Below are 23,053 nucleotides of genomic sequence, written 5' to 3' on the forward strand. Positions count from 1 at the left end.
CTGATGCATGGCTGAATCCTGGCTGAAATCCTGGCGACCGCATCTGCTGGTCGCCGCCGCCCTCACCCTGCTGGCTCTCACGGGCCAGCAGGCGTCTTTGCGCGAAATGCTGTTCGACAGCCGCTTCGACTGGGTGAAGCGCCCGGCCACCGGGCAGATCGTGCTGGCCGAGATCGATTCCCGCGCGATCCGGAGCGTCGGCGTCTGGCCCTGGCCGCGGAGCGTCCATGCCCGGCTGATCGCGGCGGCGGAGAAGGCCGGCGTCACCGATATCGTCTTCGACGTCGATTTCAGCACGCCTTCCAGCGAAGCCGAGGATGCGGCCCTGTCCGAGGCGTTGAAATCGGCGGGCGGCTCGGTCGTGCTCGCCGCCTTCAAGCAGCGGATCGCCGATCGCGGCGACGGCCAGACCCTGCATGTCAACCGGCCGCTGGCGCGCTTCTCCGACCATGCCTGGCTGGGATTGGTGAACGTGCTGCCGGAGCCGGACGGGATCATCCGGCGCTACGGCTTCGGCGCGACCATCGACGGCGAGTTCCAAGCCTCCGCCAGCGCCTTGATGGCCGGCCGCCACGACCCTGCGGCGCCGCCCTTCCGCATCGATTACGGCATCCGCCATGACAGCGTGCCGAGCATCTCGGTCGGCGACATCCTGAAGGGCGATGCCGCGGCGCTGGCCGGGCTGGCGGGCAAGAAGATCATCGTGTCCGGTACGGCGGCCGAGCTCGGCGACCGCTTCATCGTCCCGGGCGGCGACGTCCTGCCGGGCTCGATGGTGCAGGCCCTCGCCGCCGAGAGCATCATCCAGGGCCGCACGCTGCGGATGACCTCGCACGCCTTGTCGCTCGCCGGGCTGACCCTCGTCTTCGGCGCGATGATCCTCGCCTGGCGGCGCTGGCGCGCCGTGACGCGGGTGGCGGCGATCCTCGCCGCGGCCCTCGCGGTCGAAGCCGGGGCGATGCTGGTGCAGGCTCTCCGCCCGGTCGCCATCGACACCTCCCTGATCCTGGCCGCGCTCGCGCTCTATGTCGTCGCCATCGCGGTCGACGAGCTCAACCTGCGCGGGCTGCTGAAGAACCTGGCCGAGCGTCGCTTCCAGCGCGTGGCGATGTCATTGCGCGACGGGCTGGCCTGCACCGATGCCGAGGGACGGATCACGCTCTGGAATCCCGGTGCCGAGGCGATCTTCGGCTATCGCGAGGCGGCGATGATCGGCCAGACTTTCGAGACGCTGCTGGCATCCGGCCAAGGCGAGGCGTTCCGGCTGACGGCGGCGCCGGTGGAGCAGCTCAAGCAGGGCGGCGGTCTGATCGTCGAACTGAAGGGCCGGCGCCAGAATGGCGAGATCTTCGACCTGGAATGCAGCCTCTCGGCCTGGGAGGCCGGGGACATGCTGCAATATGGCGCCGTGCTCCGCGACATCTCCCAGCGCAAGCGCCAGCAGGAACGCATCCGCTTTCTCGCCGAGCACGACACGCTGACCGGCCTGCCCAATCGCAACAACCTGATCGCCCGCATCGAGACGGCGATGCAGCAGCCTGAAGCGAGCCGCGCGCGCACCGCTTTGCTGGCCCTGTCGATCAGCCGCTTCCAGCAGCTGAGCGACCTGCACGGCCATATCTTCGGCGACCATCTGCAGCTGGCGATCGCCGCCCGTCTCGGCGAGCTCCTGGCCGGAACCGGCCTCCTCACCCGGCTCGGCAGCGACGAATTCGCCGTTCTCGCGACGGATCTGCCCGAGGACGAGGCCTGCGCCCTGGCGCAGCGCCTGGTCACCGCCTTCCAGGACGCGCCGATCATCGTCGACGGGCGCCGGCAGCGCGCGCCGCTCTTCGCGGGCCTCGCCATGGCGAGCGAGGCCGAGGATGCCGAGGAACTGCTCGGCAACGCCCATTTCGCCCTGTCCGAGGCGAAGGCGCGGGACATGACCGCGCCCTGCCTGTTCGAGCGCCGCATGCGCAATGCGCTGGAAAAGCGCCATGTGCTCGAGGCCGAACTGCGCGAAGCCTTCACCCGCGGGGAGTTCGAGCTGTTCTACCAGCCGCAGCTCGACCTCGCGACGCGGGCGCTCTCCGGCGCAGAGGCGCTGGTGCGCTGGCGCCATCCGGAGCGCGGCTATGTCTCGCCTGGCGAGTTCATGCCCGTCGTCAACACCACCTCGTTGGCGGAGCCGGTGGCGGCGTGGATCATGGCGACCGCCTGCAGCCAGGCCGCCGCCTGGCAGCGCCGGGGCCATGCCATGCGCGTCGGCGTCAACCTCACCCAGGCGCAATTCGTCGCCGGCAATCTCGCCGACGAGATCCTCGCGCTGCTCGAGAGCACCGGGCTGCGGCCCGAATTGCTGGAGCTGGAGGTCACCGAGGACATCATCCTCGACGACATCGACAAGACGCAGGCGACGCTCGCCCGGATCCGCGCGCTGGGCGTACGCATCGCCTTCGACGATTTCGGCACCGGCTATGGCAGCCTGACCTATCTCAAGGCGTTTCCGCTCGACAAGATCAAGATCGACCAATCCTTCGTCCGCAAGCTGGAACCGGGCTCGCCGGATGCGGCGATCGTCGCCTCGACCATCAGCCTCGGCCATGCGCTGGGGCTCTCGGTGATCGCGGAAGGGATCGAGACCGAGGACGCGCTGGAAATCCTGCGCGGGATGGGCTGCAAGGAAGGCCAGGGCTATCTCTTCGCCAAGCCGCTGCCGGTGCGGGATCTGGAGGCGCGCTTCCTGGCGGAGCAGCCGATGGATCGCCGCGTCGCCTGATCCGCCGGCGGCACCGGCCGAACCAGCACTGCAAAACACACAAGCAGCTTGTTCAGAAATGTGGGGGGTTTGCCGGCGACGGCGGCGTCCCGGCGCGCTAGATGTGACGGCTCAGATCCGGCCGCAGAGCCCGTCCAGCCCGAGAGCGCTTCGATGAAGTTCGAATTCCCCTATCCGTCGGTCCGGGTCCCGGTCTTCGGCGATGCCTGCGTGGCCACGACCCAGCCGCTGGCCGCCCAGGCCGGCCTCGCCATGCTGGCGCGCGGCGGCAATGCCGTGGACGCCGCCATCGCCACGGCGATCGCGCTGACCGTGGTCGAGCCGACGATGAACGGGATCGGCGGCGATTCCTTCGCCATCATCTGGGACGGCGAGACGCTGCAGGGTACCAACGCCTCGGGCGCCGCGCCGGCCGGGCTCGACCCCACCCCGCTCCATGCCTTGCCCTCCATGCCGCTGACCGGCTGGGCGCCGGTGACCGTGCCCGGCGCCGTGTCGAACTGGGTGGCGCTGTCGCAGCGCTATGGCAAGCTGCCCTTCGCCGATCTGTTCGAGCCCGCGATCCGGTATGCGCATGACGGTTTCCTCGTCCCCTATGTCATCGCACGCTCCTGGGCGCTGCAGGCCGGATGGTTCGGCGACATCCCCGGCTTCGCCGAGGCGTTCCTGCCGAATGGCCGCGCCCCCCGGGCCGGCGAACGCTTCCGCAATCCCAACGCCGCCGCGACCCTGACCAAGATCGCCGAGAGCCAGGGCGAGAGCTTCTACCGCGGCGAACTCGCCGAGGCGATCGAGCGCTATGCCCGCGACAATGGCGCGGCCCTGCGCGCCTCCGATCTCGCCGCCCACCGGCATGAATGGGTGACGCCGCTACAGCAGCGCTACCGCGACAGCCTCGTCCACGAGATCCCTCCCAATGGCCAGGGCATCGCCGCGCTGATCGCGCTCGGCATTCTCGACAGGCTGCCGCTGAAGGATCTGCCCCTCGACGATCCCGAGGCCATGCATTTCGCCGTGGAAGCGACGCGTCTCGGCCTTTCCGACCTCCATGCCCATGTCACCGATCCGCGCCAGATGCGGATCACGGCGGAGGAGCTGCTGGCACCGGAGCGCCTCGCCAGTCTCGCCTCGGGCATCGATCCCGCCCGCAGCTCGGGGCTCGCGCCCAAGCCGTCCCGCGCCCAGGGCACGGTCTATCTCTGCACGGCCGATCGCAGCGGCATGATGGTCTCGCTGATCCAGTCGAATTATCGCGGCTTCGGCTCCGGGCTCGTGGTGCCGGGCACGGGCATCGCTCTGCATAATCGCGGTGCCTGTTTCTCGACCGACCCCGATCATCCCAACGCCATCGCGCCCGGCAAGAAGCCGATGAACACGATCATCCCGGGCTTCCTCTCCGATGCCGACGGCACGCCGCGCGCCGCCTTCGGCGTGATGGGCGGCGCCGTGCAGGCGCAGGCGCATGTGCAGGTGGTGAGCCGGCTGGTCGACCAGGATCTGCAGCCCCAGGCGGCGCTCGATGCGCCGCGCTGGCGCCTGGCCGATGACGGCACGCTGCTGGTCGAGGAAGCGATGCCGCGCAGCTGGGTCGAGGCGCTTCAGGCCCGCGGCCATGTCGTCAAGCCGATCCCGCAATGGAGCAATGATTCCGGGGCCGGCCAGCTGATCATGCGCTATGGCGACGGCTATATGGCCGCCAGCGAAAGCCGCCGCGACGGCTATGTCGCGGTGCTCTGACCGGTCGATCCGCGAAGGCCGGCGCGCGCAGCCCCTGCGGCGCCGGCAGCCGTCCTGACGCCCTTGCTCACCGGCGTGGCGTCACCTTCATCGGCATGCCGCCATCGGGACGCAGGGTGATCTGATGGATCGGCCGCGGCGGCCGGTCCCCGGCATGATCGAAGCGCAGCGCGCGGACCATCAGGGACAGCGCCAGCACCGCCTCGACCATCGCGAATTGCTGGCCGATGCAGATGCGCGGCCCGGCGCCGAAGGGCAGATAGGCATAGCGGTCGATCCTCTCGCGCGCGCCGGGCAGGAAGCGCTCCGGGCGGAAGCTCGCCGGCTCCTCCCACAGCGTCTCGTGCCGGTGCAGCACATAGGGGGCGACGATGACCAGGGCGCCCTTGGGGATCGCCACGCCGCCCACCTCGTCATCGGCGATGGCGGCGCGCGAGAGCGACGGCACCGGCGGATAGAGCCGCATCGCCTCCTCGATCACCGCGCGGGTCATCGCCAGCCCCTCGCCGCCGAGCGCGGCCGCGGCGGGATCGCCCGCCACCGCATCGGCCTCGGCCTCGACCTGCTCGCGGATCTCCGGCGCGAGCGACAGCAGATACAGCGTCCAGGTCAGCGCATTCGCCGTCGTCTCGTGGCCGGCGCCGATGAAGGTTACGATGTTGGCGCCGATCTCGGCATCGCTCAGCCCCTGGCCGGTCTCCGGATCGCGGGCGTCGAGCAGCGCCGAGAGCAGGTCCGGCGGCTCGTCGCCCTCGATCGGCGCACCCGCCCGGCGCAGCGCCTGGCGATCGGCGATGATGCTCTCGACGCGGTTCTCGAAGAAGGCGACGGCGGGTCGCGAGCGGATCCTGCCGATGCGCGGCAGCCAGGACGGCGCGCCCAGCACATCCAGCGGATCGATCCGTCCCTGCGTCTCGAAATAGCGGGTCAGCGCCTCGCCGAAGGCCGCGGCGCCGCCGGCGATGCTGTTGGAGAACAGGGTTTCCGCGAGCACGTCATAGGTCAGCCGCGTCATGTCCTGGCTGATGTCGACGATCCGGCCCCTGCGCCGCCCGGCCATGCGCGCGACCTGCGCCTCGATCGGCGGGAGCATCTTGCGGGCCAGCGCGGCGACGCGCCGCGGCGTGAACAGCGGCGCCAGAGTCCGCCTCGCCCGTTTCCAGGCCTCGCCCTCGACCGTCAGCAGGCCCTCGCCAAGGCCCGGAGCGAGAATCGCGCGCTGCAGATCGTCCTTGCGGTAATTGGCGACGTTCTCGACCAGCACATGGCGGATCGCGGCGGGGTCCGACAGCACCACGCCATAGCCGAGCAGGCTCTTGCCGGCGACGATCCGGTCCTGGAAATGCTGCCGCCGCCAGATGGTGAGCGGGTTGCGCCGGAGCCGCAGCAGGAGTTCGAGCCGGCCGAATTCATGATCCGCCGGCACCGGCACGGGCGGCTGCACCGTCCTGCGCATCAGGTCCTGCCTCATCACCAGCGTCGACATGCGGCCCGTCTCCTTGCCCTGATCCTCCCCCCGGAGCCGCGATCTTCGGCCGCGAATGGGCCGCGACTGAGGCGGGATCGCGTCACCAGGGGATGGGCACGCCATGCTGGTCGAAGAAGCCGCCACTGTCGACGGGATCGAGCCCCTCCAGCACAGCGAGGATGCGGGCGGCCGCCTGGTCCGGTGTCTGCACCGAAAGCCCCGCCCGCGCGAAGGGCGAGGACAGTCCCGTCTCGACGGTGCCCGGATGCAACGCGACGCAGATCGCCTGCGGATGGCTGCGCTTCAGCTCGACCGCGGCGGTGCGCATCAGCTGGTTGAGGGCGGCCTTCGAGGCGCGGTAGCCGTACCAGCCGCCGAGCCGGTTGTCGCCGATGCTGCCGACCCGGGCGGAAAGCGTGGCGAAGATCGCCCGCCCCTCGCGCGGCAGGCGCGGCAGCACATGCTTCATCAGCAGGGCCGGGCCGATGGCGTTCAGTGCGAAGGCCCGCGCGAGTTTGTCGGCATCGAGCTCGCGCCAGCTCTTTTCGGGACGCTGCCCCGCATCGTGCAGAAAGCCGGTCGCGTCGATGACGAGACGCAGCGGACCGAGCGAAGCGGCCTGCTGCGCCGCGGCCGCCAGGCTCGCCTCGTCCAGCAGATCGATCGGCGGAGCGCTGCTGCGGCTGAAGCCGGCTACGGCGCGGCCATCCACCTGCAGCCGTGCCAGCAAAGCGCGGCCGATGCCGCCGCCGGCGCCGAAGACCACGGCGAGCCCGGACTCGCTGCTCATCGCCGGGCGGTTCTGGCGGCGAAGAACCGCGCCGCGAGCCGCGCCAGCAGCGGCCGCACCGGCAGGAGCAGGCGATAGCCGCCCTCCAGCAGCCACATCGCCCCCGGCAGGCGTGCGAGCCGCGCCGCCCAGCGCCAGCGCGGCAGGCTCTGCCAGATCAGCACGAAGGCGGCGGCGCCGGAGACGAGCCGGCCCTGTGGATCACGGACGTGAAACCGAGCCATCGCGGCGCTGCGCGCGAGATCAGGCCCCGGCCTCGCATCCTCCGGCGAGATATCGGTGAAGCACAGGCCCTCCGCCCCCTGCTGGCGGCCGTAATGATCGATCTCCGCCCGGCAGAGCGGGCAGGACCCGTCATAATAAACCGTCAGCCGCGTCGTCTCACCGGACATCGGCCTGCCTCCGCGCGGCGAGCCAGGCGGCGCCGATCGCGTCGCCACTGTCGAAGGCGGCCTCGACCCGCGGGCCGATGCACCAATCCCCGCAGGCGCCGATGCCGGCCGCGGCATCGAAATAGAAGGCCTCCCCCGCCGGCTGCTCCACCAGCGCGTAGCGCCAGCGATGGGCGGCGCAATACTCCGGCGACGCCGTCACCCCTGTGATGGCGCCGAACAAGGCGAGCAGTTCGGGCGCGACCGCTTCGGCCTCGCGCTCCAGATGATGCCGCGACCAGGCCGGCGAGGAATGGACCACAACCGTCTGCATCGCGCCGTCACGACCGGGCTTGCCGGAATTGCGCGCGATCCAGGAGATCGCCTCGCCCGGCGGGCGCAGACCGTCGAATGGCAGCGCGATATCGGCCGGGAAGGCCAGCATCAGCGCCCAGCAGGGGGCGTAGCGCACGGCCTCGAGAGCCGGGAAGACGAGACCGGCCGAAGCCAGGAACGGCCCCGCCTGCGGCGCCGGAACGGCGAGGATCACCGCCTCATAGCGGCCATTGCCGGGGGTAGCGCAGGGTCCCTGCGCCGTCAGCACGCTCCAGCCGGTCTCTGTCCGGGCCAGTCCGGTCACCTGCGCGCCGGTGACGATCTCGGCCTCGCCGGCCATGGCGCGGGCCGGCGCCGTCATCCCCGGCGTGCCGACATATTGGCCCGGCTGCCATTGCGCCGCCCGGCCTTCCTGCTCCCAGCGCTCGACTAAATCGCGGAAGCGCTCGCCGCGCGCCGTGAAATATTGTGCGCCATGGTCGAACTGCAGCGCGCCGACCCGCCGTGTCGCCATGCGGCCGCCGAGGCCGCGGCTCTTGTCGAAGAGCGTGACGGCATGCCCCTCCGCCCCGATGCGCCGGGCCGCCGCGAGGCCGGCCATGCCGGCGCCGATGATGGCGATCTGTCCTGTCATGTCCGTCCCTTGCCCTGCTCTACGCGTCTACGCACCGCCGCCCCCGCCGGACCTGCCCCGCAGAGCATGGCATGGCTGCCAGTCCGGAGGATCATGCCGCATCTGCGTACCCGGTTCTGGCGCATGACGGAGCGCCGCCCTAGGTTCCGCCATTCCTCAAACGCAGGCGCGATGTCACGCATGGATCACCGGGTCGAGACCGCCGCGCCGGCTGCGCCGCTGAGCGAAGCCGATATCCGCACCATCTTCTACGGGATCATGGTGGCCATGTTCCTGGCCGCGCTGGACCAGACGATCGTCGCCACCGCCATGCCGACCATCGGGCGCGAGCTCAACGATGTCGCGCATCTGCCCTGGGTGGTGACGGCCTATCTCCTGGCCGCGACGGCGGTGACGCCGCTCTACGGCAAGCTCGCCGATATCCATGGCCGGCGCATCGTGCTCCTCTCCGGCATCGTCCTGTTCGTGCTGGGCTCGGTCGCCTGCGCCTTGGCGCCGACGCTGTGGCTGCTGGTGGTAGCGCGCTTCGTCCAGGGGCTGGGCGGCGGCGGGCTGATCGCGCTGGCGCAGACGATCATCGCCGACATGGTGCCACCGCGGGAGCGCGGCAAATACCAGGTCTACATCGCCAGCGTGTTCATGGCCTCCTCGCTGCTCGGCCCGGTGCTGGGCGGCTTCATCGCCGAGAAGCTGCACTGGTCGGTGATCTTCTGGATCAATCTGCCGCTCGGCCTCGCGGCCTATCTGATGACCTTCGGAGCCTTGAAGAGGCTGCCCCGGTACGAGCGCCCGCACCGGCTGGATCTGCTCGGCGCGGTGCTGATCACCAGCGCGACGGTGACGCTGCTGCTGGCCCTGTCCTGGGGCGGCACGCATTACCCCTGGGGCTCTGCGCCGATCCTCGGCCTCGTCGCGCTGTCGACCTTGCTTTGGCTCGGCTTCGCCTGGCGGCTGCGCAGCGCGCAGGAGCCGCTGATCCCGCTCGATGTCCTGGCCAATCCGGTGGTGCGCTGGGGCACGGTCGCCGCCGGCTTCGGGATGGGCACCTTCATCGGGCTGACGATCTATCTGCCGCTCTATTTCGAGACTGTGCTGGGGTTGAGCGCCGCCTCCTCGGGCCTCGGCCTGCTGCCGCTGACCTGCGGCACGGTGATCGGCGCCACCGCCTCCGGCCGGGCGCTGACCCGGATCAAGCATTACAAGCGCGTGCCGATGGCCGGGCTGACGGTGGCGATCCTGGGCGTGGCCGGGCTCGCTGTCTTCTCCGGCCGGATGCCGCTCCTGCCCTTCGCCATGCTGCTGACGCTGATCTCGCTGGGGCTGGGCACGCTGCTGCCGGTAGCGACCGTGGCGATCCAGAATGCGGTGCTGCAGCATCAGCTCGGCACCGCCACCGCGGTCGCCAATTTCTTCCGCCAGATCGGCGGGGCGCTGATCGTCGCGGTGTTCGGCGCCATCGTGCTCGGCGGCATCGGCGGCGGCGGCGCCGGGCTCTCGCCGGAATCGCTCAGGCTCGGCACCGTCGACCGGGAGCTGATGATCCAGCTGTTCCGCTACGTCTTCTGCGCGACCGGAATGGGGTTCGCGGCCGCCCTCTATTGTCTCGGCCGGATGACGGAGCTGCCCCTGCGCGGGCGTTCGGTGGAGGCCGCGCAGGCGGTATCCGGCGAATAGGCGCTTGCGCCGTGTCAAGGCGCGGTTCGTCCCATCGCGGTCACAGTGTCGGCGCAGGGTCTGCACCCCGACCGAACCGTGGAGCCATCGCCATGTCCGATCTCGTCGTCATCGTCTATCCGACCGAAGCGCGCGCCGAGGAGATGCGCAGCAAGATCATCTCGCTGCAGAAGGAGTACCTGATCGAGATCGGCGACGCGGCGATCGCGGTGATGCAGGATGGCGGCAAGGTGAAGCTGAACCAGCTCCTCAACACCACCGCGCTCGGCGCCGCCTCGGGCAGCTTCTGGGGCCTGCTGATCGGCGCGATCTTCCTGATGCCGATCTTCGGCGTGGCGATCGGCGCCGCCTCGGGAGCGCTCGGCGGGGCGCTGACCGATTTCGGCGTGAACGATGCCTTCATGAAGGAGCTGGCGTCGAGCCTGCAGCCCGGCAATGCGGCGCTGTTCGTGCTGATCAACAAGATGACCGGCGACAAGGTGCTGGAGGCGATGAAGGGCACGGGCGGCGTGGTGCTGAAGACCTCGCTCGACCATAGCCGCGAACAGGCGCTGCGCGACGCCATCGCCAATACGGCGAGCGCGCCGCCCGCCGCCGCGGGCTGAACCGGCCCGGAAAGCCGCGGGCGCGCAGGCTCTGTCGCGCCCGCTGCCGGGAGCTCAGTCGCGCAGCAGCTCGTTGATCCCGGTCTTCGAGCGCGTCTGCGCGTCGACGGTCTTGACGATCACGGCGCAGGAGAGCGAGGGGCCGGGCGTGCCGTCCGGGAAGGGCTTGCCCGGCAGCGAGCCCGGCACCACCACGGAATAGGGCGGCACCTTGCCGATATGGACCTGGCCGGTGGCGCGATCGACGATCTTGGTCGAGGCCGAGATGAAGACGCCCATCGAGAGCACCGATCCCTCGCCGACGATCACGCCCTCCACCACCTCGGAGCGCGCGCCGATGAAGCAATTATCCTCGATGATGGTCGGGTTGGCCTGCAGCGGCTCCAGCACGCCGCCGATGCCGACGCCGCCCGAGAGATGGACGTTCTTGCCGATCTGCGCGCAGGAGCCGACCGTGGCCCAGGTATCGACCATGGTGCCGCTGTCGACATAGGCGCCGATATTCACGAAGGACGGCATCAGCACGACATTGGCGGCGATGTAGGAGCCCTTGCGCGCGGCGGCGGGCGGCACGACGCGGAAACCGGCGGCGCGGAAGCGGTTCTCGCCCCAGCCCTCGAATTTCGAGGGCACCTTGTCCCAGAACACGCCTTCGCCCGGGCCGTTGGCGATGATCATGTTGTCGGTCAGGCGGAAGGAGAGCAGCACCGCCTTCTTCAGCCATTGATGCACGATCCATTCGTCGCCGCTCTTCTCGGCGACGCGGGCCTGGCCTGCATCCAGCATCTCGATCGCCTGCTCGACCGCGTCCCGCACCGCGCCCCGGGTGGAGAGGCCGATCTCGGCCCGGTTGTCCCAGGCGGCATCGATGGTGGCGGCGAGATCGGTCAGGGACATCGGCGGGCTCCGGCGCTGGGGAATGGCTGGCGAGCGATGGCGGATGAGCGCTCCGCCGTCAAGGTTGGCGGCTCTCGCCCCGAGCCTCTTGATCCCGCGGGCGGGCGAGGCAAATTCTATAGCCGATGCCAAAGACATGTATGATGCGCCCATGACCCTGCACACGCGCCCCGAATCCCCCGGCGGGCTGGTCGAGACCGACCAGCGCTCGCGCGAGATCTTCCGCCAGATCGTCGACGGCTATCTCGCCACGGGCGAGCCGGTCGGCTCCCGCAACATCGCCCGGCTGCTGCCGATGACGCTGTCGCCGGCGACGGTGCGCAATGTGATGACCGATCTCGAACTGGCGGGGCTGATCTACGCGCCGCACACCTCGGCCGGGCGGCTGCCGACCGAGCGGGGCCTGCGCTTCTTCGTCGACGCGATGATGGAAGTCGGCAATCTGACCAGCGAGGAGCGCGCCAGGATCGAGGCGCAGATCCGGGCCGCCTCCAGCCACCGCACGCTGGATGCGACGCTGACCGAGGCCTCCGCCCTGCTCTCGGGCCTGTCGCGCGGCGCCGGCGTCGTCGTCACCACCAAGGCCAATGCGCGGCTGAAGCACATCGAATTCGTCCGGCTCGATCCCGCGCGTGCGCTGGTGGTGCTGGTCGCCGATGACGGCACGGTCGAGAACCGGCTGCTCAGCCTGCCGCCCGGGCTGCCCGCCTCGGCACTGACGGAGGCGGCGAATTTCCTGAACGCCCGGATCATGGGCAAGACGCTCGGGGATCTGCGCCAGGAGATCGCGCAGTACCGGGCCGAGATGGAGCGCGAGCTGGACACGCTGACCGCGCGGCTGGTCGAGAGCGGCATCGCCACCTCCTCGGGGCCGAGCAGCGACCGGCATCTGATCGTGCGAGGGCAGGCCAATCTGCTGGAGGATCTCCGGGCCCAGGAGGATCTCGAGCGCATCCGCCTGCTCTTCGGCGATCTGGAGACGCAGACCGACGTGATCGAGCTGCTCACCCGGGCCGAGGCCGGGGATGGCGTGCGCATCTATATCGGCTCCGAGAACAAGCTGTTCTCGATGTCCGGCTCCTCGATGGTGGCGGCTCCGTTCCGCGACGCGGAACAGCGCATCGTCGGCGTGGTCGGCATCATCGGCCCGACCCGGCTGAACTATGCGCGCATCGTGCCGATGGTGGATTACACCGCCAAGGTGGTGGGGCGCCTGCTGGATGGCGGGCGGTGAAGCCCGGCGGTCTGGTCCGGGTCGTCGCACTGGGAGTGACCATGAGCTTTACCTCGGCCCAAGCCCAGAGCGACGCCAAGAGCGATGCCCTGCTCGCAGCCGCCGCCGCGGGGCGGGCCGAGGAGGTGACGCAGCTCGTCCGCTCGGGCGCGCCGCTCGAAGCGAGGGACGCGCAGGGCCGCTCGGCGCTGCTGCGGGCCGTGGCGGAGAACCATGTCGGCGTCGCGAAAACCCTGCTCGAAGCGGGAGCGAGCCCGAATACCCAGGCCGCCAACCGGGACACGCCCTGGCTGCTCGCCGGGGCGCTGGGCCGGGCCGAGATCATCGCCGCCATGCTGCCGCACCGGCCCGATCTCTCGATCCGCAACCGCTTCGGCGGCAATGCGCTGATCCCCGCCTGCGAGCGCGGCCATGTCGAGGCGGTGCAGGTGCTGCTCCGCAGCGGCATCGATCTCGACCACGTCAATGATCTCGGCTGGACCTGCCTGCTCGAGATCGTGATCCTGGGCGATGGCGGGCCGCGCCACCAGCAGGTCGCCAAGCTCGTTCTCGACGCCGGCGCCGATCCGAACCTCGCCGACCGGAACGGGGTGACGCCGCTGGCTCATGCCCGCCAGCGTGGCCAGCAGGCCGTGGCCCGCCTGATCGAGCAGGCCGGCGGCCGCTGAGGCGCACCGATTTGGCATGGGCGGCGGATCGCGCTACCTGTGCCGGCCACGCGGCCCGGCCGCTCCTCGAACCGATCGCAGAGGCAAATGCCCATGACCGACACCCTGCCCGACCGCCTCTCCTCCAACCCGAACAGCCCCTATTATGACGAGGAGCTGCTGGCGCGGGACGTCGGCGTGCGCTTCAAGGGCGTCGACAAGACCAATGTCGAGGAATATTGCGTCAGCGAGGGCTGGGTCCGCCTCACCGCCGGCAATGCCAAGGATCGCTTCGGCAATCCGATGACGGTGAAGCTGAAGGGCACGGTCGAGCCCTATTTCCGCAAGCCCGCCGAGAGCTGAGGTCAGGCCCGCTCAGGCCAGCTCCTTGTAGAAGAAGGTCGAGGCGCAATCGCCGCCATCCGGCATCAGCGCATAGCGCGGAATGGTGCCGACCTCGGTCCAGCCCAGCCGCGCATAGAGCCGGCGGGCCGGGCTCGCCTCGTCGGTGTCGAGCACCAGCAGGCTGCGGCCGTGAAGCCTGGCCAGCGCCTCGGCCTTTTGCACCAGTGCCGCGCCGATGCCCTGCCGGCGCGCGGCGGAATGCACGAGCACCTTCGCGATCTCGGCGCGATGCGGCTGGTTCGGCTTGCCGATCAGATGCAGCTGCGCCGTCCCCACGATGCCGCCGGCCTGGCGTGCGGCCAGCAGCAGCACCCGCCCTGCGGCGACCTCCTCCGCCACGCCGGCCCAATAGGCCCGGTAATCGGCCGGGGTGTTCCAGGCCATGAAGCCGACCGAGGCGCCGTTCGCCACCACATCCTGCAGGATCGCCGCCAGCGCCGGAATGTCCTGCCGCGCGCCCTCGCCGTCCAGCACGCCGATATCGAGCCCCATGCCCTGTTCGCTCATGCCCTGCCCCTTCATGCCCCGTCCGAGATCATCAGGACCACGGCATAGCGGACGGGCGCGGTGCCGGGATTATGGAAGGCGATCGGCTGGTCGAGCCGCATATGCAGGCAGTCGCCGGTCTCGAGCCGATGCGTCACGGCGCCGAGGGTGAGCTCCAGCACCCCGTCGAGCACCCAGACCTGCTGGTCCGTGCGGCCCGGAGGCCGCGACCGGTCGATGACGATGCGGGCGCCGGCCGGCACCTCCACATCGACGATGTTGATGTCCGAGCCGCTGCCGGCCGGCGAGACGTTGCGGCGGACATAGCAGCTGGCGGGGTCCTGCCAGACCGGCTGCTCCGCCCGCCGCGCGACCGGGCCACCGGCGGCCCTGTCGCCGAACAGCGAGGACAGGCTGATGCCGAGCCCGGTGGTGAGCTTCATCAGCAGGGTCGCGGTCGGGCTCGATTCGCCGCGCTCGACCCGGGAGACCATGGCGCGGCTGACGCCGGTGCGCCCCGCCAGATCCTCGAGCGTCCAGCCGCGCGCCTGCCGCGCCGCCTTCAGCTTCTGGCCGAGCCGCCTGTCGAGATCGCCATTGTCCTGCGCATCCTGCATAAGCCAAGAAAAATTCCAATATCGTGGAATGTCAAGCCGGCGCGAAGCAGCCGCTGCGGGCGCTTCGTCTCACCCGGGCGCAAACGCTTGGCGCGACAGGCTTACGCTGCTATCTGCGCCGGATGAGCACCCAGAGCTTCGACAACATCCGCAATTTCTCGATCGTGGCGCATATCGACCACGGCAAGTCCACGCTCGCCGACCGTCTGATCCAGACGACGGGGACGGTGGCTGCGCGCGACATGAGCGAGCAGATCCTCGATACCATGGATATCGAGAAGGAACGCGGCATCACCATCAAGGCGCAGACCGTCCGGCTCGATTACCGGGCCAAGGACGGCAAGGATTACATCCTGAACCTGATGGACACCCCCGGCCATGTCGACTTCGCCTATGAGGTGTCGCGGTCGCTCGCCGCCTGCGAGGGCTCGCTGCTGGTGGTCGACGCTTCGCAGGGCGTGGAGGCGCAGACGCTCGCCAATGTCTACCAGGCGCTCGACGCCAATCACGAGATCGTCACCGTCCTCAACAAGATCGACCTGCCGGCGGCCGAGCCGGAGCGGATCAAGCAGCAGATCGAGGATGTGATCGGCCTCGACGCCTCGGAAGCGGTGCCGATCTCGGCCAAGACCGGGCTCAACATCGAAGGCGTGCTGGAGGCGATCGTCCAGAAGCTGCCGGCGCCGAAAGGCGACAAGGAGGCGCCGCTGAAATGCCTGCTGGTCGACAGCTGGTACGATGCCTATCTCGGCGTCGTCGTGCTGGTGCGCGTGATCGACGGTGTGCTGAAGAAGGGCATGACGATCCGGATGATGCGCGCCAACGCCGCCTATGGCGTCGACCGCGTCGGCGTGTTCAAGCCCAAGATGCTCGAGGTCAAGGAACTCGGCCCTGGCGAGGTCGGCTTCTTCACCGCCTCGATCAAGGAGGTCGCCGATACCGCGGTCGGCGACACGATCACCGATGACCGGCGGCCGACGCCGCAGCCGCTGCCGGGCTTCAAGCCTGTGCAGCCCGTGGTGTTCTGCGGCATCTTCCCGGTCGACGCCGCCGATTTCGAGGATCTGCGCGGCGCGATGTCGAAGTTGCGGCTCAACGATGCCAGCTTTTCCTACGAGATGGAGACTTCGGCCGCGCTCGGCTTCGGCTTCCGCTGCGGTTTCCTCGGCCTGCTGCATCTGGAGATCATCCAGGAGCGGCTGGAGCGCGAGTTCAACCTCAATCTGATCTCGACCGCGCCCTCCGTGGTCTATCACCTGCGGCTGCGCGACGGCTCGGTGCTGGAGCTGCACAATCCGGCCGACATGCCGGATGTGATGAAGATCGAGACGATCGAGGAGCCCTGGATCCGCGCCACGATCTTCACCCCCGACGAATATCTCGGCTCGGTGCTGAAGCTGTGCCAGGACCGGCGCGGCCTGCAGATCGACCTCGGCTATGTCGGCTCGCGGGCCAAGGTGGTTTACGACCTGCCGCTCAACGAGGTGGTGTTCGACTTCTACGACAGGCTGAAATCGATCTCGAAGGGCTATGCCTCCTTCGATTATGCGATCACCGATTATCGCGAGGGCGATCTGGTGCGCATGTCGATCCTGGTCAATGCCGAGCCGGTCGACGCGCTCTCGATGCTCGTCCACCGCACCCGCGCCGATTCGCGCGGGCGGGCGATGTGCGAGAAGCTGAAGGAGCTGATCCCGCCGCACATGTTCCAGATTCCGGTGCAGGCGGCCATCGGCGGCAAGATCATCGCCCGCGAGACGATCCGCGCCCTGCGCAAGGACGTCACCGCCAAATGCTATGGCGGCGACGCGACCCGCAAGCGCAAGCTGCTGGAGAAGCAGAAAGAGGGCAAGAAGAAGATGCGGCAATTCGGCAAGGTGGAGATCCCGCAGGAGGCCTTCATCGCCGCACTCAAGATGGACAGCTGATCGGGATCCTCCGTCGGAGCGGCGCTAACCCTGCGGCACGCCGCCGCATCATGCCGCGGAATCCGAGGCCGGGGCGCATGAATTGTCCCTTTTGGACGATTGACGTTACGTATTGTTAGTCGGATCGGTCTATGTCGATGGGATGCGTCCCGCGACCGATCCGTTACAGCTGCATCCGGCCGTCCACCGCGAATTGGTGGATCTGCTCTATACCGCGCTGCCGCAGGTCTCCGCCATCGGCGGCGCTGCGACGATGGCCGCCTGCGCTCTGGCGGTGGGGCGATGGGATCTGGATTACGCGCTCGTCGCCGGGCTCATCGCCGCCACCGGCGGGCTGCGACTCAGCTGGCTGATGCGCTATCCCCGCAGCCAGCCGCTGAGCCAGGCGCAGCTGCAGCGCTGGGAGCGCCTCTACGCCCTCGGCTCGACCCTGTTCTGCGGCGCTCTGGGCGTGCTCTCCTTCCTGGCCCTGAGCAAAGGCGACCAGCCGGGCGCCTGGGTCGGGCTCGGGCTCAGCCTCTCCAATTGCATCGGCATGATCTCGCGCGCCGCGGTGCGCCCCTGGATCGTCGCACTCTCCTCCGGCGTGCTGGTGATGCCGACGATCATCGGCGCCCTTTTGCGGCCCGAGCTGCCCTATCAGATCGGCGGCGTCCTGCTGGTACTGTTCTGGCTGACCTTACGAGAGGCGTCGCGCCATCTCAGCCGAAATTTCATTCAGCGCATCGAGGCGGAGCGTGAATTGGCGCATCACGCCAGCCATGACACGGTCACCGGCCTGCCCAACCGCTTCGCCTTCATGAAGCGGCTGAACGCGGCCGGGCAGAGCCCGGGCACCGCCTTCGCCGTGCTGGCCATCGATCTCGACGGGTTCAAGCCGGTCAATGACCGGCTGGGGCACCCGGTCGGGGACGAGGTGCTGAAGCAGATCGGCTCGCGGCTGATGCGCGCCGTCGGCCCGCGCGGCATCGCCGCCAGGACCGGCGGGGACGAGTTCATGCTGCTGCTGCTGTTCGACGGGCCGGAGCCCGATGCCGCTTCGGCCGAGGCCCTGGCGCAGCGCGTCATCATCCAGCTGCACAACCCGGTGAAGCTCGACGTGCCGGTCTCGATCGGCGCCAGCGTCGGCATCGCCTCCGGCCGCGCGCAGAGTTCGCGCGACGAGCTGCGCCAGCTGCTGGTGGCCGTGGACAAGGCGCTTTACGAAGCCAAACGCGCCGGCGGCGGCGTCTTCCGCTGGGCCGATCGCGACGGCGTTGGCCGGCAGGCGGCCTGAGCGGCTGGGCTAGATCCGCACCCCGAGGCCGCGCAGCCTGGCCCGCAGGTCGATCGGCTCGACGAAATGCACCGTCTGCATCCCGACCGCGCCGGCGGCCTCGATATTTTTGGCGCTGTCGTCGATGAAGACGCAGTCCTGCGCCTGCAGGGCGTAGCGGCTCAGCAGCGTCTCGAAGATCGCCCGGTCGGGCTTGATCAGCCGCTCATGGGCGGAGACCACCGCCCCGTCGAAGCGGCCGAGGAAGGGAAAGCGGATCAGGCATTCCGCCCATTTCTCGCGCGAGAAATTGGTGATCGCATAGACTTTCTCGCCGCGGGCCTTGAGCTCCTCGAGGATTTCGACGCTGTCCTCGATGATGCCGGGGACGGTCTCGTGCCAGCGCTCGTCATAGGCGCGGACCTCGCGCTCCCATTCCGGGTGGTCGCGGGTCAGGAGGGCGACCGCCTCCTCCCAGGAGCGGCCGCGATCCTGCTCGATGTTCCAGGCGGCGGTGCAGACATTCTGCATGAACCAGCGGCGCCTCTCCTCGTCGGGGATGAGCTCGCGATAGAGCAGCGCCGGGTCCCAGCGGATCAGCACATTGCCGACATCGAAGACGACATGGGGGGAGGAGGCACGCATGTCCGGGTCCGTATCGCCTGTCGCAAGGGGAAGCCGCTCACGCCCTTGTGTGCCATCGATGGCGACAGAGGCAAGGGGAAGCGCCTATCTAGCATGGCATGGCGAATGACGGGACGCGCATGGCAGCGAAGACATGGACGGGCTACGCGCCCTGGCTCGACCGGCAGGGGCGGCTCTCGGGGCTGAGGGCGCTGGCTTTCGCGCTGCTGCTGATCCCGGCGCTGATCCTGGCCTATGAAGCCTGGACCGGGCAGCTCGGCTCGAAACCCTGGACCCGCGCGGTCCACGACACCGGGACCTGGTCGATCCGCATTCTGCTGGTAACGCTGGCGGTCTCGCCGCTGCGGCGCATCCTGGACTGGGGCAAGCTGATCGGCATCCGGCGCATGCTCGGGCTGGGCGCGATGAGCTATGCGCTGGCGCATCTGCTGCTCTATTGCATCGACCTCGCCTTCGACTGGGGGCTGATCCTGTCGGAAATCGTCAAGCGCTTCTATCTGACCGTCGGCATCGTCGCGGTGTTCGGTCTGGCGGCCCTGGGTGCGACCTCGACCGACGGCATGATCCGGCGGATGGGCGCTCAGGCCTGGCAGCGCCTGCATAATCTCGTCTACCTCATCACCGCGCTGGGGCTGCTGCATTTCGCCCTGCAATCCAAGATCGACGTCAGCCAGCCGGCGCTTCTCAACGGGCTCTTCGCGCTGCTGCTGCTCTATCGGCTGATGAATCGCTGGAAGCTGCCCGTCACCGCCGCGAGCCTCGTCGCGGCCGCGCTGGCGACCGGGCTCGCCACGGCGCTGGCCGAAACCGCATGGTACGCCACCACCACGGGCGTATCGGCCTGGATGGTGTTCCAGGCGAATTGGGACGTGCTGACCTATCAGGACCTGCAGTTCCTGCGTCCCGGCCATTGGGTGGCGCTGGCCGGGCTCGCGGTGGCGCTGGCGCATGCGGTGAGGTCCGGCGTCCGGGAGCCGAAGCCGGTCCGGGCCGGGCGCCTCAGGAGCCAGAGCGCGACGAGCGAATGAGGCCGCGGCGCATCGCGGAGGTTGGCAGCATCGGCACAAGCCTCTAACCCTGTCGGGATGCCGGACGATCCTAACGCCCAGCCCACTGCCGACGTCGCCGCCGCCGATCTCGCGGCGCAGGGCGTCGACGCGGCACGGGGCGGCAACAGCACGCTGCAGCCCCTGCGCCACGCCATGTTCAGGAAGGTCTGGTTCGCCAGCCTGGCCTCGAATTTCGGCGGCATGATCCAGAATGTCGGCGCCTCCTGGATGATGATCTCGCTGGCCGCCTCGGCCGATGTGATCGCTTTGGTGCAGGCCTCGACGACGCTGCCGGTGATGCTGTTCGCGCTGGCGGCCGGAGCGATCTCCGATAATTACGACCGCCGCCGCATCATGCTGACGGCGCAGGGCTTCATGTTCTGCGTCTCGCTCGGCCTGGCGGTCAGCGCTTGGTTCGGCCTGCTGACGCCCTGGCTGCTGCTCGGCTTCACCTTCCTGATCGGCTGCGGCAACGCGCTGAACGGCCCGGCCTGGCAATCCTCGGTCGGCGATCTCGTGCCGCGCCCGGATCTGCCGGCGGCGATCACGCTGAACAGCGTCGGCTTCAACATCGCCCGCAGCGTCGGCCCGGCGCTGGGCGGCTTCATCGTCGCGGCGCTGGGCGCCGTCTCGGCCTTCATCATCAATGCGGCGAGCTATGTCGCGCTGATCGCGGTGCTGGCGCGCTGGCGGCCCCCCAAGGTCGAGCGCCAGCTGCCGCGCGAGACGCTCTGGCTGGCCATGGGCGCGGGGCTGCGCTACGTCGCGATGTCGCCGAACATCCGCAGCGTGCTGCTGCGCGGCGCCTTTTTCGGCTTCGGCGGCATCGCCGTACAGGCCCTGCTGCCGGTGATCGCGCGCGACCTCGTCCGCGGCGGCCCCCTCACCTTCGGGCTGCTGCTCGGCTCCTTCGGCTTCGGCGCGGTGGCCGGGGCCTTCTTCAGCGCCCGGCTGCGCCGCCGGCTCTCCACCGAAATGCTGACGCGGCTATGCTTCCTGGCCTTCGCGCTGGCGACGGTGATCGTCTCGCTGAGCACGGTGACGGCGCTGTCCATGCTCGGGCTGGTCATGGCCGGAGCGGCTTGGGTGCTGGCGCTCTCGACCTTCAACGCCACCGTCCAGTTCTCGGCACCGCGCTGGGTCGTCGGCCGGGCGCTGGCGCTCTACCAGATGGCGACCTTCGGCGGCATGGCGCTCGGCGCCTGGCTCTGGGGCGAGGCCGCGCATGGGGTGAGCACCGAGCAGGCCCTGCATCTGGCCTCTCTGGCGCTGCTCGCCGGCGGGGCCGTCGGCCTGCGCCATCCGCTGCCGCCGCTCGAGGCGCTGAATCTCGATCCGCTGAGCCGCTGGCGGGCGCCGACCGTGGCGGTCGACATCGAGCCGCGCAGCGGGCCGGTGATCGTGACGATCGAATACATCATCGCGCAGGAGGATATCGTCGCCTTTCTCAGCGCGATGGCGGAGCGCCGCCGCATCCGGCGCCGCGACGGCGCGCGGCATTGGGCGCTGCTGCGCGATCTGACCAATGCCGAGCTCTGGATCGAGCGCTATGACAGCCCGACCTGGGTCGAATATATCCGCCAGAACCAGCGGGTGACGCAGGCGGATGCCGAGATCGGCCAGCGCGTGCGGGCGCTGCATCGCGGGCCGAACCCGCCGGTCGTGCACCGCATGATCGAGCGGCAGGTCGGCTCGATGCCGAGCGTCAGGCCGCCGTAGCCCCGCGGCGACGGGCCGACGGAGAGCTGAGCCCGGTCAGCCGACGATCCAGAGGCCGGCGAGGCCGACCATGCCGACGATGATGCGCCACCAGGCGAAGAGCGCGAAGCCGCGCTTCGAGACATAGTCGAGAAAGAGCCGCACCACGAGCAGCGCCGAGCAGAAGGCGGCGATGAAACCGACGACGATCAGGATGGTGTCGTCGAAGGTCAGGGTCTTGTAGTTCTTCAGGAGATCGTAGGCGAAGGCGCCGGCCATGGTCGGCATCGCCAGGAAGAAGGAGAATTCGGCTGCCGCGCGCTTGCTGGCGCCGAGCAGCATCGCGCCGACGATGGTCGAGCCCGAGCGCGACACGCCGGGGATCATCGCCAGGCACTGCACCAGCCCGATCTTAAGATACATCGAGAGCGGGAATCGGGTCGCATCCTCGTGCTTCACCTCCAGCTCGAGCTCGTCGACCACCATCAGCACCAGCCCGCCCGCGATCAGCGAGGTGCAGACCAGGACGGGGTTGAACAGCACCGTCTTGATGAAGCCATGGGCGAGGGCGCCGATCAGCGCCGCCGGCAGGAAGGCTACGAGGACGCCGAGCACGAAGCGGCGCGCCTGCGGATCGCTGCCCAGGCGCATGGCGATGTCGAGCAGGCGGCGGAAATAGACCAGCATGATCGCCAGGATCGCGCCGAGCTGCACCAGCACCTCGAAGGATTTGCCGTTCGATTCGAAGCCGAGGAAATGGCCGAGCAGCAGGAGATGGCCGGTGGAGGAGACCGGCAGGAACTCCGTCAGCCCCTCGACGACGCCGAGGATGATGGCCTCGATCAGGTTTTCCATCGCATGTCCTGTCCGGGAATCAGCGCCGCTCGAGCCGCATCGGTAAAGCCTCGCCCTCTATCGGGCCAAGGCCTTTGCGAATTGGTTACCAGTTCGCAAAGCCGACCCTGCTATCCTGAAGGAATGGGCGCGAGCGGCTTGTGACGGTCCATAGCCGCGCGTATAGCGGGCCACCACGCAAGTCAGGGCGCGGCGCTGTCACGCGGCCCTGCTTCGGCCGCACCCGAATGTTCCAAGAGTGCCATGGCGACGCTTCATCATTATCCGCTCTGCCCCCAATCCCGCTTCATCCGACTCGTTCTCGGCGAGTTCGGCATGGAGGCCGAGCTCGTCGAGGAGCGGGTCTGGGAGCGGCGCCGCGAATTCCTGGAGCTGAACACGGCCGGGACGACGCCGGTCTTCCTTGAGGATAGCGGACTCGCCGTGCCGGGTGCCGGGCCGATCGCGGAATATCTCGACGAGACCCGCGGGCTGGCGCTGGCCGAGCGCCGCCTGCTGCCGGAAGGGCCGGGCGAGCGGGTCGAGGTGCGCCGGCTGCTCGACTGGTTCAACCTGAAATTCGACGCCGAGATCACCGCGCCGCTGGTGCTGGAAAAGGTGATGAAGCGCTTCATGAACCGCGACGAGGGCGGCGGCCCGCCCGAGATGAGCGCGATCCGTGCGGCGCGCAGCAATGTGCGCTATCATCTGCGCTACATCGCCTGGCTCACCGCCAAGCGGAACTGGCTGGCCGGTCCCACGCTGAGCTATGCCGATCTCGCCGCGGCGGCGCATCTTTCCTGCGTCGACTATCTCGGCGACGTGCCCTGGGAAGAGGATGAAGCGGCCCGCGCATGGTATGCGAGGATCAAGTCCCGGCCGAGCTTCCGGCCCCTGCTGAGCGATCGCGTGCCCGGGATGGCGCCGAGCGCCCATTACGACAATCTGGATTTTTGAAGCCGTCGGCCTCTCGCACCGGCGC

Annotated in this window: 21 protein-coding genes; 12 read left to right on the forward strand and 9 right to left on the reverse strand. The window is 69.1% G+C overall.

Annotated elements, in window-relative coordinates:
- Positions 1-7 precede the first annotated feature (7 nt).
- The gene (locus ASG72_RS03105; RefSeq protein ID WP_056708818.1) at positions 8-2,761 is read left to right on the forward strand and encodes an EAL domain-containing protein; all 2,754 of its coding nucleotides are present in this window, start codon (positions 8-10) and stop codon (positions 2,759-2,761) included.
- 153 nt (positions 2,762-2,914) lie between these two features.
- Positions 2,915-4,498: a gamma-glutamyltransferase family protein gene (locus ASG72_RS03110; RefSeq protein ID WP_056708820.1), complete on the forward strand. Its 1,584-nt coding sequence runs from the start codon at positions 2,915-2,917 to the stop codon at positions 4,496-4,498.
- Between the two features lie 67 nt (positions 4,499-4,565).
- On the opposite strand, the gene ASG72_RS03115 is transcribed toward ASG72_RS03110, so the two are convergent.
- The 4 genes from ASG72_RS03115 to ASG72_RS03130 form a co-directional block, all read right to left on the reverse strand.
- Positions 4,566-5,984: a cytochrome P450 gene (locus tag ASG72_RS03115; RefSeq protein WP_056708823.1), complete on the reverse strand. Its 1,419-nt coding sequence runs from the start codon at positions 5,982-5,984 to the stop codon at positions 4,566-4,568.
- An 82-nt stretch (positions 5,985-6,066) separates the two neighbouring features.
- Positions 6,067-6,756, reverse strand: coding sequence for an SDR family NAD(P)-dependent oxidoreductase (locus ASG72_RS03120; protein WP_056708826.1), 690 nt, complete (start codon positions 6,754-6,756; stop codon positions 6,067-6,069).
- On the reverse strand, positions 6,753-7,148 hold the full coding sequence (locus ASG72_RS03125; RefSeq protein WP_056708829.1) for a DUF393 domain-containing protein: 396 nt from the start codon (positions 7,146-7,148) through the stop codon (positions 6,753-6,755). Before ASG72_RS03125 ends, ASG72_RS03120 begins: the two co-directional genes overlap by 4 nt.
- Entirely contained in the window at positions 7,138-8,097 is a 960-nt protein-coding gene (locus tag ASG72_RS03130) for an FAD-dependent oxidoreductase (RefSeq protein ID WP_056708833.1), read from the reverse strand. The genes ASG72_RS03125 and ASG72_RS03130 overlap by 11 nt, the downstream gene beginning before the upstream one ends.
- Positions 8,098-8,277: 180 nt before the next feature.
- Between ASG72_RS03130 and ASG72_RS03135 the strand changes: the two genes are divergently transcribed.
- Together ASG72_RS03135 and ASG72_RS03140 are read left to right on the forward strand one after the other, a co-directional pair.
- The gene (locus ASG72_RS03135; protein ID WP_056708836.1) at positions 8,278-9,771 is read left to right on the forward strand and encodes an MDR family MFS transporter; all 1,494 of its coding nucleotides are present in this window, start codon (positions 8,278-8,280) and stop codon (positions 9,769-9,771) included.
- A gap of 92 nt (positions 9,772-9,863) precedes the next feature.
- Positions 9,864-10,376, forward strand: a complete 513-nt coding sequence (locus tag ASG72_RS03140) for a DUF1269 domain-containing protein (protein ID WP_056708839.1) — start codon at positions 9,864-9,866, stop codon at positions 10,374-10,376.
- Between the two features lie 54 nt (positions 10,377-10,430).
- Here ASG72_RS03140 and dapD read toward each other — a convergent pair whose 3' ends face one another.
- Positions 10,431-11,273, reverse strand: a complete 843-nt coding sequence (dapD, locus tag ASG72_RS03145; protein ID WP_056708842.1) for a 2,3,4,5-tetrahydropyridine-2,6-dicarboxylate N-succinyltransferase — start codon at positions 11,271-11,273, stop codon at positions 10,431-10,433.
- 151 nt (positions 11,274-11,424) lie between these two features.
- On the opposite strand from dapD, the gene hrcA reads away from it, so the two are divergent.
- From hrcA to ASG72_RS03160, 3 genes are all read left to right on the forward strand, one after another.
- Positions 11,425-12,507 carry a heat-inducible transcriptional repressor HrcA gene (gene hrcA / locus ASG72_RS03150; RefSeq protein WP_056709907.1) on the forward strand — a complete coding sequence of 361 codons (1,083 nt, stop codon included), beginning with the start codon at positions 11,425-11,427 and terminating at the stop codon, positions 12,505-12,507.
- 41 nt (positions 12,508-12,548) lie between these two features.
- On the forward strand, positions 12,549-13,175 hold the full coding sequence (locus ASG72_RS03155; RefSeq protein ID WP_056709910.1) for an ankyrin repeat domain-containing protein: 627 nt from the start codon (positions 12,549-12,551) through the stop codon (positions 13,173-13,175).
- 93 nt (positions 13,176-13,268) lie between these two features.
- Positions 13,269-13,517 carry a DUF3297 family protein gene (locus tag ASG72_RS03160; RefSeq protein WP_056708845.1) on the forward strand — a complete coding sequence of 83 codons (249 nt, stop codon included), beginning with the start codon at positions 13,269-13,271 and terminating at the stop codon, positions 13,515-13,517.
- A gap of 12 nt (positions 13,518-13,529) precedes the next feature.
- Here ASG72_RS03160 and ASG72_RS03165 read toward each other — a convergent pair whose 3' ends face one another.
- Both ASG72_RS03165 and ASG72_RS03170 read right to left on the reverse strand, forming a co-directional pair.
- Positions 13,530-14,066, reverse strand: coding sequence for a GNAT family N-acetyltransferase (locus ASG72_RS03165; protein ID WP_056709911.1), 537 nt, complete (start codon positions 14,064-14,066; stop codon positions 13,530-13,532).
- An 11-nt stretch (positions 14,067-14,077) separates the two neighbouring features.
- Positions 14,078-14,662 (reverse strand): XRE family transcriptional regulator, encoded by a 585-nt coding sequence (locus tag ASG72_RS03170; protein WP_056708848.1) that lies wholly within the window; start codon positions 14,660-14,662, stop codon positions 14,078-14,080.
- A 122-nt stretch (positions 14,663-14,784) separates the two neighbouring features.
- Here ASG72_RS03170 and lepA point away from each other — a divergent pair, with 122 nt between their 5' ends.
- Both lepA and ASG72_RS03180 read left to right on the forward strand, forming a co-directional pair.
- A complete protein-coding gene (gene lepA, locus ASG72_RS03175) occupies positions 14,785-16,590 on the forward strand; it encodes a translation elongation factor 4 (RefSeq protein WP_056708853.1) in 1,806 nt (601 codons plus the stop codon).
- A 142-nt stretch (positions 16,591-16,732) separates the two neighbouring features.
- On the forward strand, positions 16,733-17,866 hold the full coding sequence (locus ASG72_RS03180; RefSeq protein ID WP_056708856.1) for a GGDEF domain-containing protein: 1,134 nt from the start codon (positions 16,733-16,735) through the stop codon (positions 17,864-17,866).
- Between the two features lie 9 nt (positions 17,867-17,875).
- On the opposite strand, the gene ASG72_RS03185 is transcribed toward ASG72_RS03180, so the two are convergent.
- Entirely contained in the window at positions 17,876-18,490 is a 615-nt protein-coding gene (locus ASG72_RS03185) for an HAD family phosphatase (RefSeq protein ID WP_056708860.1), read from the reverse strand.
- Between the two features lie 119 nt (positions 18,491-18,609).
- Here ASG72_RS03185 and ASG72_RS03190 point away from each other — a divergent pair, with 119 nt between their 5' ends.
- Entirely contained in the window at positions 18,610-19,518 is a 909-nt protein-coding gene (locus ASG72_RS03190; RefSeq protein ID WP_056709913.1) for a protein-methionine-sulfoxide reductase heme-binding subunit MsrQ, read from the forward strand.
- A 174-nt stretch (positions 19,519-19,692) separates the two neighbouring features.
- Positions 19,693-21,258 (forward strand): MFS transporter, encoded by a 1,566-nt coding sequence (locus ASG72_RS03195; protein ID WP_056709915.1) that lies wholly within the window; start codon positions 19,693-19,695, stop codon positions 21,256-21,258.
- Between the two features lie 36 nt (positions 21,259-21,294).
- Here ASG72_RS03195 and ASG72_RS03200 read toward each other — a convergent pair whose 3' ends face one another.
- Complete coding sequence (locus ASG72_RS03200) at positions 21,295-22,092, reverse strand: undecaprenyl-diphosphate phosphatase (RefSeq protein ID WP_056708864.1); 798 nt, start codon at positions 22,090-22,092, stop codon at positions 21,295-21,297.
- Positions 22,093-22,335: 243 nt separating this feature from the next.
- Between ASG72_RS03200 and ASG72_RS03205 the strand changes: the two genes are divergently transcribed.
- The gene (locus ASG72_RS03205; protein WP_056708867.1) at positions 22,336-23,028 is read left to right on the forward strand and encodes a glutathione S-transferase family protein; all 693 of its coding nucleotides are present in this window, start codon (positions 22,336-22,338) and stop codon (positions 23,026-23,028) included.
- Positions 23,029-23,053: the final 25 nt, after the last annotated feature.

Source organism: Allobosea sp. Leaf344 (assembly GCF_001426225.1).
GTDB lineage: Bacteria > Pseudomonadota > Alphaproteobacteria > Rhizobiales > Beijerinckiaceae > Allobosea.